The organism is Neobacillus piezotolerans, from assembly GCF_003362805.1.
GTDB lineage: Bacteria > Bacillota > Bacilli > Bacillales > Cytobacillaceae > Bacillus_D > Bacillus_D piezotolerans.
Map to the genome: position 1 here is coordinate 510011 of NZ_QNQT01000001.1, position 12552 is coordinate 522562.

Consider the following 12552-nt stretch of genomic DNA (forward strand, 5'->3'; position numbering starts at 1 on the left):
ACAGGATTCCCAGGAATCCTGTTTTTTGTTATTTTATTGCCTTGTATTCCTTAATTACCCTGATTGACTTAATCTGATCATCTTCAGGTCCTTGGACCGGCAGGCCAACCTCAAGGTTCTTTTGGATATAAAGGAGGTTTTCCTTCGTAATAATCTCTCCTGGGATAAAGATTGGGATTCCTGGAGGATAGACCATAATAAACTCGGCTGTTATCCTTCCCTCCGATTCTTCGAATGGAACGACTTCCGTTTCGGAGTAAAAAGCATCTCTTGGCGTAAGGGCCAAAAGCGGGATGTCCGGAAGGAACACCTGTAATGGCTCCGGCTTTCCGGCTTCCCCAACGCATTCTTCGGCAAGCTCGCGCAGCGCATTGACAAGAATGTCTGCCTCACGCTCGGTATCACCAGGTGTGACGATGCAAAGAATATTATACAAGTCGGAGAGTTCAACTTCGATATTATGCCTGTCACGAAGCCATTTTTCAACTTCATATCCGGCAATGCCAAGATTCTTGACAGAAATTATCAGCTTCGTCGGATCGTAATCAAAGGCCGCCTTTGATTTTAGTATTTCTGGCCCAACACAATAGAGCCTGTCGATTTCATTGATTCTGTCCCTTATGGACTGCGCCAGGCTAATCGTTTTAGAAATTAATTCACGTCCTTCGGTGGCAAGCCTTTTTCGCGCGACATCCAATGACGCCAAAAGAAGGTAGGACGTCGAAGTGGTTGTAAGCATGCTCAAAATGGATTGAACGCGTTTGGAAGAGACAAGGCCTTCCCGGACATTCAATACAGAACTTTGGGTCATTGACCCGCCTAGTTTATGGACGCTGGTCGCGGCCATATCCGCGCCAGCCTGCATCGCGGATAAAGGCAGTTCATCATGGAAATGGATATGGACGCCATGCGCTTCATCGACAAGGACCGGTACGTTGTAAGAGTGGGAGATTTCCACGATTTTCCTTAAATCTGCGGATATCCCGAAATAGGTGGGATTTATCACGAGCACTCCTTTCGCGTCAGGGTGCTGGTCCAATGCCCTAGCCACAGCCTCGGTTGTAATGCCGTGGGAAATACCGAGATTTTCATCAATTTCCGGATGAATGAAGACTGGAATGGCACCTGAAAAAACGATCGCTGACATGACTGATTTATGGACGTTGCGGGGGACAATAATCTTATCCCCAGGCCCGCAAACAGTCATGACCATAGTCATAATCGCTCCGCTTGTGCCCTGGACTGAAAAAAATGTATGGTCCGCGCCAAACGCCTCGGCAGCCAAATCCTGTGCCTGCTTTATGATCCCTTTCGGGGAATGCAAATCATCGAGCGGGCCAATATTTATCAAGTCAATGCTTAAAGCATTATCGCCAATGAATTCTCGAAAGTCTGGATCTATTCCGGCTCCCTTTTTATGACCCGGGATATGGAATTGGACTGGATTCTTTTTAGCGTGTTCAACAAGGCCGGTGAACAACGGCGTATCAAATTGGGACAAGATTTTCCACACCTCTTTTACTGAATGATCGGTAGGTTCAACTATGTTCCTGCAGAGGAATGGCCCCTGTCAAAATTAAAATATGGCCGGCAGGACATAAAACAAGTGAATTATAGCACTTCTGCTTACGTTTGCAAATAAATATTCATTTCCTTTATGGGATTTACGGTTTTCTATGTAGTTTCCCGTTAAGAGAGGAAAATTAACCGGATTAGGAGAATAACAGTAAGGAAGAGGATGGAGGAGGCGGGAAAATGAAGTGGAATACAAGAATAACAGAACTTCTTGGTATACAGTACCCGATTATACAAGGAGGATTGGCCCACCTTGCATATTCTGAACTTGCTTCGGCAGTTTCCAATGCTGGAGGCCTTGGCCAAATAACAGCCATGTCTCTGGAAAGCCCTGAATTGCTGCGGGAGGAAATCCTGAAAACAAAGGAAAAAACGGATAAGCCGTTTGGCGTGAATTTTGCCATTGGGCAGCACGGGAGGCCATACCAAAAATTTGTGGAAGCCGCTATTGAAGAAAATGTCCCTGTCATCTCAATGACAGGCGGAAATCCGGCGCCGCTCTTTGAGCAATTAAACGGGACTGGATGTAAAAAACTCGTCTTGGTTGCCTCAAGGAGACAGGCGATCAAGGCGGAACAGCTTGGAGCGGATGCTGTAATGGTTGTCGGGCAGGAAGGAGGCGGCCATCTTGGAAAGGAGGATTTGGGAACAATGGTACTCATTCCGCGTGTAGCCGAATCCGTTTCAATTCCTGTTATCGCGTCCGGTGGGATCGCGGATGGAAGGGGTCTGATGGCCTCATTCGCGCTTGGCGCCGAGGGAATCGAAATGGGGACGAGGTTTATCGCTGTAAAGGAATGTGTACATGCGAGCGACCAGTATAAACATAAATTGCTTGAAAGCGCCGAATCAGATACCCTTATCATAAAAAAATCACTCGGTGCCCCAGGAAGGGTCATCCACAATATATGGGCGGAAAAGATAATTGAACTTGAAAAGAAAGGTTCCAGTTATGAGCAATTAAAGGAATATATCAACGGAGATGCAAACCGGAGATTTATATATGAAGGAAAGGTGGATGAAGGTTTTGCTTGGGCAGGCCAGGCAATCGGATTAATCCATGACATCCCAACAACCGCTGAATTGTTTGAAAGGATTCTGGACGAAGCAGCAGAAATCCGTAAACGATGGGGGAATTCAAACTAAATCAGGGAATCCGGGTTTATTTTCGGTGGGCACGAAAAGATGGTAAACTATATCCGCGGGATTAATATGTAAAGAAGGTGCTTAGATGGATTACCAATATCCTATCGATTACACGTGGTCTACTGAAGAGACCGTCCAGGTTATCCACTTCTTCCAGGCAGTGGAGGAGGCATATGAAACTGGAATAGGACGGGAGCAATTTATGGCGGCATACCGGAATTTCAAGCAAATTGTTCCGGGAAAGTCCGAAGAAAAGAAGTTATGCGGGGAATTCGAGGAGCTAAGCGGCTATTCGCCCTATAAAGCTGTCACGAAAGCAAAAGAGCTCCCTGATGGAGGAAAACTGCGCATAAAGTAAACTAAAACCCCCTTTGCCTGTCGAGGTAAGGGGGTTCGTTATTTTGAAAGGGAATCCCACGCTTGGATGACGCAGGGCAGCCTGCACTTTATCTTATTATGGTACAATTGTTTTCCATTATATTTTGCAGGTTTATGTCAATTTATATAGGGGTAATATTTGTCTAAATACACCATCCAAACTTTTAAGCAAATCCGATGGGCCCATCTTGACAACTTCATCGCGATCAAAGTGACAGCCGCAAAGGATTTCCGCTTTTTTTACATCCTTAAGGCGCTGGAAGGAATCATTCAGATTTTTTGCTGATAGGCTGCCATGGCTGATCGCTCCAGGCTTCATGTGGTCTTCGGACCAGACAAAGTTGTTTGGGATTCCCGCATGGATGTCACCGAGGTGATTCTGGAAGTTTTCCCCGATTTGCGGTTTTCCCTGGCATTCATAGATAACCGCGAACCAAACGAAAAGGTGGGTTTCCCACAGGCCAATCTGAAAGTGCGGCAGCATTTTATACCCTCTCGGATTACCAGAGATGGCAACCCACGTATCGTTCGGGGGATTCTTGGTTCTTCTGGCGTGCTTGGCAACATGGGCGAACATTTCCTGTCCTGCCAACGTGGACAATAGAGGAGCATAATGTTCCCCAAGCCACGTTAATTTTGGACGGACATGGGTAATTAAAGCATCCATTCGCGCTTCCAGGCCGTCAATAGAAAATACATTAAAATCATCTTGGGTGAAACCACTAAATTCCATATGGGCCTCCTAAATTACAGTGATGAAATTATTTTAGCATACAGAAGCCGACTCTTAAAATTAGTTGTACTAATATGATGGATACAATCACATTTTGTCGCAGATTTACAAAGAGCTTCATACTATAATATCAAAAATCTGAAAAATCAGTATAATTGCCGGAAGGAGTGTTTACTAATGAAACAGTTGATTAATACGACTAGAAAAAAGGCATTCGATAAGGAAAGGACCGCGGTTTTAAGGCTTGAAATGGACTATGAGCTAGCAACATTGTATGATGCGATGGCGGAGAACAATGAAGAGATGAAGAAACATTGCAAATTGCGCCTAGAAAAGATCCGGCAGGAACTTCTCCGATTAAAGGCCTTGTAAGAAGCGGAGAGGAAGACCATACAAAAATGGAATGGGAAAATAAATATGCGGAAGCTTAAAACGGACTCCCGGCAATGCTGGAGAGTTCGTTTATTATTTTTTGGCGGTGAAGGGTACCATAATGGTTGATGGGCGCTCCGCATTTGTATAAGCTAAACAATACGGACGGATTTGAAGAGGACACTATTTTGGGGGGCGGCTTAATGGATACAGTCCATGTGTTTGGGCAGGCAAGAAAGTGGATTCTTGAAGCGGGGGAACAGATTCGATCTTCATTTGATAAAACTCTTAATATCCATACAAAATCTGATCCGAATGACCTTGTAACAGACATTGACAGGGACACGGAAAAATTTTTCATCGAGAATATCAGAGCGGTTTTCCCGGGGCATAGGATACTTGGCGAGGAAGGATTCGGCGATAAACTCCAAGATCTCGAAGGAGTTGTGTGGATTATTGACCCGATTGACGGAACGATGAATTTTATCCACCAGCAAAGGAACTTTGCAATATCAATTGGAATATATGAGAATGGCAAGGGGAAAATCGGCCTTGTTTATGATATCGTCCACAATGAACTTTATCATGCAATAGCAGGAAGCGGCGCATTTCTAAATGGAAAGGAATTGCCGAAGCTTGAAAGGGCCGCTGTTAAAGAATCAATCGTGGCGTTGAATATCAGCTGGGTCCTGGAAAATAAGAGGGTTGACCATAACCTGCTCATTCCGCTTGTCAGGGAAGCAAGAGGGACAAGGTCGTATGGATCAGCTGCGCTTGAACTTGTTTACGTGGCGACGGGCAGGGTAAATGCCTATATTTCGCCAAGGCTGGCCCCATGGGATTATGCGGGCGGAGCTCTCATTGTGGAAGAAGCGGGCGGCAGTGTGACAAACCTTAATGGAGGTAAGCTCGATATGCTGAACAAATCGTCCGTGCTCGCCGCTGGGCCGGGCCTTCATGGAGATATCCTCGAACGGTACCTAAAAGTGGGGAAATAAACGAATAAAGCACTGAGGGGGCCGGAAGCCGTACCCTTCAGTGCTTTTTTTGGCCTTTCTTTTTCCTTTTAAACCCTTCCCTCATTGCGAAAGAAAGAACAGCGATACAAGCCAGAATCCCAAGAATGCTCTGTTCCCCAATCGCGATTCCTATGCCCGAAATGGACGCGGCCGCCATAATCGCCAACCCGAAGATGTCCCATTTTATTTTTTTCATCGGCTCTCCTATCTTTTCCCCAACGTATATTTTGCTTAATCTTCATTAATTTGGGGAAAATATAGACTTCAAAGCCTATTGTACTCAAAAAATTTATAGGTTTCTACATGATATGTGTTATAATGTTTCAGTTGTACTTGAAATAAAAGCCAAAAAAGCTTTATCCCTTATAAAAGGCAGGAGTGAACCACCTTGAATAAACGAAATGATATTCGCAATATAGCCATTATTGCCCACGTTGACCATGGAAAAACAACCCTCGTTGACCAATTGCTCAAGCAATCGGGGATTTTTCGTTCCAACGAGCATGTCGAAGAAAGGGCAATGGATTCGAATGATATAGAGCGCGAAAGAGGAATTACGATCCTTGCAAAAAACACCGCGATCCAGTACAAAGATACAAAAATCAATATCCTGGATACCCCTGGGCACGCCGACTTTGGAGGAGAAGTGGAACGGATCATGAAAATGGTCGATGGCGTTCTCCTTGTTGTTGATGCTTACGAAGGGACGATGCCGCAAACAAGGTTCGTTTTGAAAAAAGCGCTTGAACAAAAGCTTACTCCAATTGTTGTTGTCAATAAAATCGACCGGGACTTCGCCCGGCCGGAAGAAGTAATTGATGAAGTTATCGATTTGTTCATCGAGCTTGACGCCAATGAGGACCAGCTTGAATTCCCGGTGATCTATGCTTCTGCATTAAATGGAACAGCTAGCACAAATCCCGAGCAACAGGATGAAAACATGCAGGTGCTCTATGAATCGATCATCGAGCATATCCCGGCACCGGCCGATAATCGCGAAGAACCCCTTCAATTTCAGGTAGCCTTATTGGATTACAACGATTATGTTGGCAGGATTGGGATTGGACGGGTTTTCCGCGGGACGATGAAGGTCGGCCAGCAGGTGGCATTAATGAAACTTGATGGTTCAGTCAAACAATTTCGCGTTACAAAAATGTTCGGTTTCTTTGGGCTGAAGCGCCAGGAGATCCAGGAAGCTTTTGCAGGGGACCTCGTTGCCGTATCGGGGATGGAAGACATCAATGTCGGTGAAACTGTATGCCCTGTTGAGCACCAGGAAGCTTTGCCTGTACTCCATATTGATGAACCCACTCTTCAAATGACGTTCGCTGTCAATAACAGCCCGTTCGCGGGAAGGGAAGGAAAGTATTTAACTTCCAGGAAGATTGAGGAGCGGCTTCTGGCCCAGCTTCAGACAGATGTAAGCCTGAGGGTTGAAAACACGGATTCACCCGATGCCTGGATTGTTTCTGGAAGGGGTGAACTTCACCTTTCCATCCTGATTGAAAATATGCGCCGTGAAGGGTATGAACTCCAGGTTTCAAAACCCGAAGTTATTGTAAAAGAAGTAGATGGAGTACGCTGCGAGCCAATCGAGAGGGTTCAAATCGATGTACCGGAGGAATATACCGGAGCTGTCATGGAATCAATCGGTGCGCGAAAAGGCGAAATGTCCGATATGGTCAATAACGGCAATGGCCAAGTCCGCCTAATATTCATGGTTCCGGCCAGGGGCTTGATTGGTTATACTACTGAATTTCTGACTTTGACGCGCGGTTACGGAATCATCAACCATACGTTTGATAGCTATCAGCCAATGCTTGCTGGCCAGGTAGGCGGTAGGCGCCAAGGCGTGCTTGTATCCATGGAGTCAGGCAAAGCGTCAACCTATGGCATCATGCAGGTTGAAGACCGGGGTACGATTTTTGTCGAGCCTGGAACTGAAATTTATGAAGGCATGATCGTCGGGGAACATACACGTGAAAATGACATTACTGTAAATATAACAAAAGTGAAGCATGCAACCAACGTCCGTTCGGCGAACAAAGACCAAACTTCAACAATTAAAAAGCCGCGGATCATGACGCTGGAGGAATCACTTGAATATTTGAATGAAGACGAGTATTGTGAAGTTACACCGGAGTCAATCCGCCTTCGCAAAAAGATACTAGATAAAAACGAGCGGGAACGGATTGCCAAGAAGAAGAAATACGCGGAAATGAACTAGTAGTAGGGGAGGAATGCTGGAATGGAGGACAGGCTGTCCTTTTTTGCGGCACTTTATAAGGTAGGGGAAAACCCAAAAATGGGGATGTGGATGCTGTATGTTACGATAGTCGCCCTTTCTGTCGTTGTGTACAAATTGGGGTTCGCTAAAAAACTCCCTCCTGCCAAATCTGCTGTCATTTACTTGTTCCTCGCGCTTGGCAGCACAATCCTGACCTTTTTGGGAGTCATGCTGCCGATAACCGAAGGACTCGTGGTTGCTGCAATCATTTTGATCATTTACAAAATCCGCCTGAACCAGGAGCGGAAACAAAAAACAGAAGCTTGATGGGGGAGGGTCTGCAAATGAATTCCCTGCAGGATACTATTTACAATTGGCTCACTATCAAAGTGGTATGCGACGCCCGGCCCAACGATTCTGCCGCTTTGGAAACAATGGAGATGTTTGAAGGGATGCTTACCGATAATTATGGGGTCAGCGCTTCCGATTTAACAATCGAAACGGATGAAAACATGTATTACGTCCACTATGAACGTGATGGGGAAAAGAAGAAAACACGTTTTCCACGTGAGCTGATCGAAGTAATGCTGAACCAGATCAATATGGAACCCGATAAGTTCTGCAACTTTCCGGATGAATCTGAAAGCTGATTGCAAAACCCCCTGAACGGGCCTGTTCAGGGGGTTTGTCTTTTTTAAAAGTCGTCTTTGTTCTTTTTTGTACGGTATAGGCGGAAATTGCCGCTTGCAATCCGTTCATTAGTCCTCTCTGCAATCCTGTCATGGCAAGGAATACACATATACGTATGGATTGGCCGGTTGCGAAGCCTTTTTGCTTCCGGGGATTCGTCCGGAATCATTTCAATTGTATCACATAGAACACATTTTACTCTCAAGCTCGGGCCACCTCAAATCTGTTTGCTTTCACCTTGGTTAATTTATTGGCATACTAATAGTATAACATGGGATATTCCATGAACATAGTCCCGGCATTCCCGCAAGTTGCTGTATGAAATGGTTAATAGTAAGATGGGGGAGCCGGGAATTTAACAGAATCGAAAGGAGCATTTTTTATGGCTAACCAGGTAGAACCAAAACTAATCAAACCGTTATTCGACGAATTGCAGAAGGAACGGTTTGCCACAATTGCCACGATAGACCACGAAACGGGCGGACCGAACATCAGCGCCATTTCATGGCTGCTTGCAAAAGATGAAAGCACCATTTATTTCGCAGTGGATAATCGTTCGAGGATTGTTCAGAACATTAAAAACAAAGGCGAAGTGGCTATAAATGTCATTGCCAATGAAACTACATACGCGATTAATGGCAATGCGGCTGTTAAACATGAAAAGATGGAAGGCGTTCCTTTAAAGCTGGCACTGATCGAAGTGAAAATCAATGAAGTTCGTGATGTCATGTTTTACGGTTCCAAAATTACACAAGAGCCAGAATACGATAAAACGTATGACAAAGCCGCCGCGGCACGGCTTGATACGCAGGTCATGGAGGCATTCCGGAAAGCCTGATCTCCTGCGGGACTAAAAATGGAAGCCCGGCAAGTTTGCCAGGCTTCCATTGCATTTTCAGCATGTCATTGTTGGGCATTCTTCAATTTCGCTTAATGAGGCCTGGTTTTGGAAATGATTTGTTATTGAAACATGTTGGGTCTGAACGTTTTTCCGTTTCACGGATCCATTACTTTTTCCTTAAGGACTCTTCTTCCTGTCTCCGCTCCAATTTTTTCTTGTCTTGTTCAGGCATTTGTTCCTTATTCCCTTTCACAGGCCTGCCCCGCTCCGGCTCTACGATTTTACCCGGAACTTCAGGTACAATCCTCCCGGCCAAGTCTGCCAGTTCATATAAAATCCCCTGTATAGGTTTGCCATTTTGAACATCCTCCGAAATTTCCTTTAAACGCGCATTCATATCTGGATCCGCAACGACCATCGCCCTGGCTCCGTAAGGGTCGTCTTTCAGTGCTTCGGCGACTGAGTATTTGATTGTCCCTGCTTCCGATCGTTCCACAGTGGAATCGATGTCAATGCCAACTATCGCATATTTTCCTAGTACGACAGCATTCGCTCCATTTACGTTCGGTACGGATGAAGCAATCTTCTCCAGATGGCGGGCTGCCCTCTTCCCTGTTTTTCTGTCCGTATTCGGAGCGGCGCTGTTTTTTACTTGTACAAGGTGATTTGTGGCCTTGCCGCCATCAGTCCCTTGATTTGCACCGCAGCCGGAAAGAGCGAGCATAATACCAAGAATCATCATTAATTTTCCCATGAACAAGAAAACCACCTACCTTTTAAAATGCCGGAAGCCGTTCCGAAAAAAACAGATTCCGCCGATGATTAGCCCCTTTCAACTTCCGCTAAATTAGCAGCTAACGCGTATTAAAAACAGGCAGTACGAACCCGATTGGTTCCACTAGGCAGCAGAAACCCAAAGTGCCGAGTATCACTGTAGCCCACTTCCAGGACCTATATATAAACTTACACGGTTGGCAAAGGGGGTAACACGATTATTGTCCGGAATATCGTCTATCTTTATTCGCAAAATCATATATTTTACCAAAAGTTGAGAGAGGCCATATAAGCGGGAGGCATTCAATTGAATAAAATCTATGTATTGGACACCAATGTTTTGCTGCAGGACCCCTATTCAATTTTTTCGTTTGAGGACAATGATATTGTCATACCTGCGGTCGTTTTGGAGGAAGTCGATTCCAAGAAGCGTTATATGGACGAAATAGGCCGGAATGCGCGCCAGGTTTCCAGGCTGATTGACGGGTTCAGGGCCCATGGAAAGCTTCATGAAAGAATCAATCTGGAAAATGGGGGGAATTTAAGAATCGAAATTAATCATCGCTCTTTCCATGAACTTCAGGAAATTTTCACGGAAAAAACAAATGACAACAGAATCCTTGCCGTAGCGAAGAATTTGTTTTTGGAGGAGCAGGCGAAGGAAAACGGAAAAAATGTTATTTTGGTCAGCAAAGATGCCCTTGTCAGGGTGAAAGCTGATGCGATCGGCCTCAATGCCGAGGACTTCCTCCAGGATAGGGTGGTTGAGGCAGACCACTTGTATGATGGTTTTCTTGAAATCCATTTGCCAGTCGAAACACTAAATAAATTTTACGCAAAAGGGGAATTGCCTGTTTCGGAATTGGCGAACCATCCTTTTTATCCAAATCAGTTCCTGATTATGAAAGATGCACTTGGCAGTTCGTCCTCTGCCCTGGGCCTAATTGACAGCTCGGGGAAAAAAGCAAGGAAGCTTGCTGTGAAACAGGAACATGTATGGGGAATCCATGCGAGGAATGTCCAGCAGACAATGGCGATTGAATTGCTGCTGAGGAAGGACGTCCAGCTTGTCACTTTATCCGGGAAGGCGGGGACTGGTAAAACACTGCTCGCGCTAGCCGCGGGTCTGATGCAGATCGAAGACCTGAAGCAATACAAAAAGCTGCTTGTAGCCAGGCCGATTGTGCCAGTCGGAAAAGACCTTGGCTTCTTGCCGGGAGAAAAACAGGAAAAGCTGAGGCCGTGGATGCAGCCAATCTTCGATAATTTGGAGTTTTTGTTTAATACAAAAAAACCGGGGGAGCTTGATGCGATTTTGGCAGGTCTTGGTTCAATCGAGGTGGAAGGGCTGACTTATATTAGGGGAAGGAGCCTGCCCGACCAATACATTATTATCGATGAGGCCCAAAACCTGACAAAGCATGAAGTGAAGACCATCCTTACGAGGGTAGGGGAGGGGAGCAAGATAGTCTTGATGGGCGATCCAGAACAAATTGACCATCCTTATCTGGATGCTTATAATAACGGCCTCACATATGTCGTCGAAAAATTCAAGGACCAGGCGATCGCCGGCCATGTCAAGCTTCTGAAGGGGGAGAGGTCAGGGCTCGCGAGGCTTGCCGCGGACCTGTTATAAAAATAAAAAACAGCCCTCGGGCTGTTTTTCGTTACTTGGTATTGCCCCCTCGGAATCGGAATCAGGCACATTTACTTGATAATAAATTCTGTCACATTCCTGATCGGGTTGTCCCTATTTGACCCATCTTCTAGGTAAAGGTGGATAGGGCCATCCTCGCGGAGCGGTTTGCCTTTATTGGAAAATGCGGCGACCAAGCTATATGCCTCTGAAAGGGGAAAGGTATACTCCTTGCCGTCCGCAATGACGGAAAATGTGGTGGCGTCCCCTTCAGGCTCGGCGTTTTTCAGGAAAGGGCCGATTGGCATCCCGAAGGTGCCTTCAAGAACCTTCTGTTTTTCAAATTTTTTCTTTCCCGGCTCTTCCGGAAGCTGCGCCCCTTCGGTGAATTCCTTGTCCCACTGCTTCGAAACCGACTTTGTATAAGCTTCAAGTTCTCCGCCGGTATCCCGTGCCTGTTCAAAAAAAGTATCGAGGTCTACTCGGCGCTCGTCGAAAATCCAGACGCCGGGGTCAATCGTTATCGGAAATCTTACCTTTCCGGTCAACTTTATAATCCCATCCATTGCCATTCCTCCAATTCCATACTGCAATATGAGTATACTCCGTTTACCTTTTAAAGTCATTAATGCGGCCCGGGAGGAATAAAAGGGCTTGCTCCTTAATAGTTCTTGCAATTTTCGGCCATGACCTGTAAAATTTAAAGATAGTGGAGTAATCGCTCGGAAACGGGGGGATCGATGTTGGCGTCCGAAATGATCATTAATCATCAGGAAAAAGCATATGCCCTATTACAGGCTGACGCTGATAAAATATTGAAATTAATCAAGGTGCAAATGGATAACTTGACGATGCCCCAATGCCCTCTATATGAAGAGGTCTTGGACACGCAAATGTTCGGCTTATCCAGGGAAATAGATTTTGCCTCCAGGCTTGGGCTGATAGATGAAAAGGACGGCAAAGCCATCCTTGAAAAACTGGAGAGGGAGCTTTCCGCCCTCCATGAAGCCTCCATGAAAAAATAATCCCCAAACCCAAACAGAGCCATGTTTGGGTTTTATTATTGTTTCCGCCTCGTATTTCAATTTCATTTCAAATGATGAAAATAGCAATTTATTCAACTAAAACTTCCAATTTTCATTTATAATAGATACATTCATT

At 45.5% G+C, this 12552-nt stretch carries 16 protein-coding genes; 10 read left to right on the forward strand and 6 right to left on the reverse strand.

The window, feature by feature from the left end; all coding sequences use genetic code 11:
- Nucleotides 1-28: 28 nt before the first annotated feature.
- Nucleotides 29-1501, reverse strand: coding sequence for an aminotransferase class I/II-fold pyridoxal phosphate-dependent enzyme (locus DRW41_RS02355; RefSeq protein WP_115450349.1), 1473 nt, complete (start codon nt 1499-1501; stop codon nt 29-31).
- A 254-nt stretch (nt 1502-1755) separates the two neighbouring features.
- Here DRW41_RS02355 and DRW41_RS02360 point away from each other — a divergent pair, with 254 nt between their 5' ends.
- Both DRW41_RS02360 and DRW41_RS02365 read left to right on the forward strand, forming a co-directional pair.
- Nucleotides 1756-2721: an NAD(P)H-dependent flavin oxidoreductase gene (locus DRW41_RS02360; protein ID WP_115450350.1), complete on the forward strand. Its 966-nt coding sequence runs from the start codon at nt 1756-1758 to the stop codon at nt 2719-2721.
- A gap of 85 nt (nt 2722-2806) precedes the next feature.
- The gene (locus DRW41_RS02365; protein WP_115450351.1) at nt 2807-3079 is read left to right on the forward strand and encodes a UPF0223 family protein; all 273 of its coding nucleotides are present in this window, start codon (nt 2807-2809) and stop codon (nt 3077-3079) included.
- Between the two features lie 132 nt (nt 3080-3211).
- Here DRW41_RS02365 and DRW41_RS02370 read toward each other — a convergent pair whose 3' ends face one another.
- The gene (locus tag DRW41_RS02370; protein WP_115450352.1) at nt 3212-3832 is read right to left on the reverse strand and encodes a YktB family protein; all 621 of its coding nucleotides are present in this window, start codon (nt 3830-3832) and stop codon (nt 3212-3214) included.
- A gap of 177 nt (nt 3833-4009) precedes the next feature.
- Here DRW41_RS02370 and DRW41_RS02375 point away from each other — a divergent pair, with 177 nt between their 5' ends.
- Together DRW41_RS02375 and DRW41_RS02380 are read left to right on the forward strand one after the other, a co-directional pair.
- Nucleotides 4010-4204 (forward strand): YkzI domain-containing protein, encoded by a 195-nt coding sequence (locus tag DRW41_RS02375; RefSeq protein WP_053366055.1) that lies wholly within the window; start codon nt 4010-4012, stop codon nt 4202-4204.
- 203 nt (nt 4205-4407) lie between these two features.
- Nucleotides 4408-5202 (forward strand): inositol monophosphatase family protein, encoded by a 795-nt coding sequence (locus DRW41_RS02380; RefSeq protein ID WP_115450883.1) that lies wholly within the window; start codon nt 4408-4410, stop codon nt 5200-5202.
- Nucleotides 5203-5239: 37 nt separating this feature from the next.
- On the opposite strand, the gene DRW41_RS02385 is transcribed toward DRW41_RS02380, so the two are convergent.
- Entirely contained in the window at nt 5240-5419 is a 180-nt protein-coding gene (locus DRW41_RS02385; RefSeq protein WP_115450353.1) for a DUF5325 family protein, read from the reverse strand.
- Nucleotides 5420-5611: 192 nt separating this feature from the next.
- On the opposite strand from DRW41_RS02385, the gene typA reads away from it, so the two are divergent.
- Genes typA through DRW41_RS02400 form a run of 3 tightly spaced genes read left to right on the forward strand, consistent with a single transcriptional unit; the run spans nt 5612 to nt 8100 of the window.
- Nucleotides 5612-7450 (forward strand): translational GTPase TypA, encoded by a 1839-nt coding sequence (typA, locus tag DRW41_RS02390; RefSeq protein WP_115450354.1) that lies wholly within the window; start codon nt 5612-5614, stop codon nt 7448-7450.
- Between the two features lie 21 nt (nt 7451-7471).
- Nucleotides 7472-7777: a YlaH-like family protein gene (locus DRW41_RS02395; RefSeq protein WP_115450355.1), complete on the forward strand. Its 306-nt coding sequence runs from the start codon at nt 7472-7474 to the stop codon at nt 7775-7777.
- 17 nt (nt 7778-7794) lie between these two features.
- A complete protein-coding gene (locus DRW41_RS02400) occupies nt 7795-8100 on the forward strand; it encodes a hypothetical protein (RefSeq protein WP_115450356.1) in 306 nt (101 codons plus the stop codon).
- A 44-nt stretch (nt 8101-8144) separates the two neighbouring features.
- On the opposite strand, the gene DRW41_RS02405 is transcribed toward DRW41_RS02400, so the two are convergent.
- Nucleotides 8145-8345 (reverse strand): YlaI family protein, encoded by a 201-nt coding sequence (locus tag DRW41_RS02405; protein WP_115450357.1) that lies wholly within the window; start codon nt 8343-8345, stop codon nt 8145-8147.
- Between the two features lie 177 nt (nt 8346-8522).
- Between DRW41_RS02405 and DRW41_RS02410 the strand changes: the two genes are divergently transcribed.
- Nucleotides 8523-8978: a pyridoxamine 5'-phosphate oxidase family protein gene (locus DRW41_RS02410; RefSeq protein WP_115450358.1), complete on the forward strand. Its 456-nt coding sequence runs from the start codon at nt 8523-8525 to the stop codon at nt 8976-8978.
- A gap of 169 nt (nt 8979-9147) precedes the next feature.
- On the opposite strand, the gene DRW41_RS02415 is transcribed toward DRW41_RS02410, so the two are convergent.
- Nucleotides 9148-9735 (reverse strand): YhcN/YlaJ family sporulation lipoprotein, encoded by a 588-nt coding sequence (locus tag DRW41_RS02415; protein ID WP_115450359.1) that lies wholly within the window; start codon nt 9733-9735, stop codon nt 9148-9150.
- A 327-nt stretch (nt 9736-10062) separates the two neighbouring features.
- On the opposite strand from DRW41_RS02415, the gene DRW41_RS02420 reads away from it, so the two are divergent.
- Nucleotides 10063-11391 carry a PhoH family protein gene (locus DRW41_RS02420; protein WP_115450360.1) on the forward strand — a complete coding sequence of 443 codons (1329 nt, stop codon included), beginning with the start codon at nt 10063-10065 and terminating at the stop codon, nt 11389-11391.
- A 71-nt stretch (nt 11392-11462) separates the two neighbouring features.
- On the opposite strand, the gene DRW41_RS02425 is transcribed toward DRW41_RS02420, so the two are convergent.
- Nucleotides 11463-11957: a peptidyl-prolyl cis-trans isomerase gene (locus DRW41_RS02425; RefSeq protein WP_115450361.1), complete on the reverse strand. Its 495-nt coding sequence runs from the start codon at nt 11955-11957 to the stop codon at nt 11463-11465.
- A gap of 177 nt (nt 11958-12134) precedes the next feature.
- Here DRW41_RS02425 and DRW41_RS02430 point away from each other — a divergent pair, with 177 nt between their 5' ends.
- A complete protein-coding gene (locus tag DRW41_RS02430) occupies nt 12135-12416 on the forward strand; it encodes an Fpa/YlaN family protein (RefSeq protein WP_115450362.1) in 282 nt (93 codons plus the stop codon).
- Nucleotides 12417-12552: the final 136 nt, after the last annotated feature.

Excerpts from the sequence above, each read along its gene's own strand:
- DRW41_RS02360 (WP_115450350.1), top strand. The coding sequence starts at position 1,756 with ATGAAGTGGAATACAAGAATAACAGAACTTCTTGGTATACAGTACCCG.
- DRW41_RS02365 (WP_115450351.1), top strand. The coding sequence starts at position 2,807 with ATGGATTACCAATATCCTATCGATTACACGTGGTCTACTGAAGAGACC.
- DRW41_RS02370 (WP_115450352.1), bottom strand. The coding sequence starts at position 3,832 with ATGGAATTTAGTGGTTTCACCCAAGATGATTTTAATGTATTTTCTATT.
- DRW41_RS02375 (WP_053366055.1), top strand. The coding sequence starts at position 4,010 with ATGAAACAGTTGATTAATACGACTAGAAAAAAGGCATTCGATAAGGAA.
- DRW41_RS02380 (WP_115450883.1), top strand. The coding sequence starts at position 4,408 with ATGGATACAGTCCATGTGTTTGGGCAGGCAAGAAAGTGGATTCTTGAA.
- DRW41_RS02385 (WP_115450353.1), bottom strand. The coding sequence starts at position 5,419 with ATGAAAAAAATAAAATGGGACATCTTCGGGTTGGCGATTATGGCGGCC.
- DRW41_RS02395 (WP_115450355.1), top strand. The coding sequence starts at position 7,472 with ATGGAGGACAGGCTGTCCTTTTTTGCGGCACTTTATAAGGTAGGGGAA.
- DRW41_RS02400 (WP_115450356.1), top strand. The coding sequence starts at position 7,795 with ATGAATTCCCTGCAGGATACTATTTACAATTGGCTCACTATCAAAGTG.
- DRW41_RS02410 (WP_115450358.1), top strand. The coding sequence starts at position 8,523 with ATGGCTAACCAGGTAGAACCAAAACTAATCAAACCGTTATTCGACGAA.
- DRW41_RS02415 (WP_115450359.1), bottom strand. The coding sequence starts at position 9,735 with ATGGGAAAATTAATGATGATTCTTGGTATTATGCTCGCTCTTTCCGGC.
- DRW41_RS02425 (WP_115450361.1), bottom strand. The coding sequence starts at position 11,957 with ATGGATGGGATTATAAAGTTGACCGGAAAGGTAAGATTTCCGATAACG.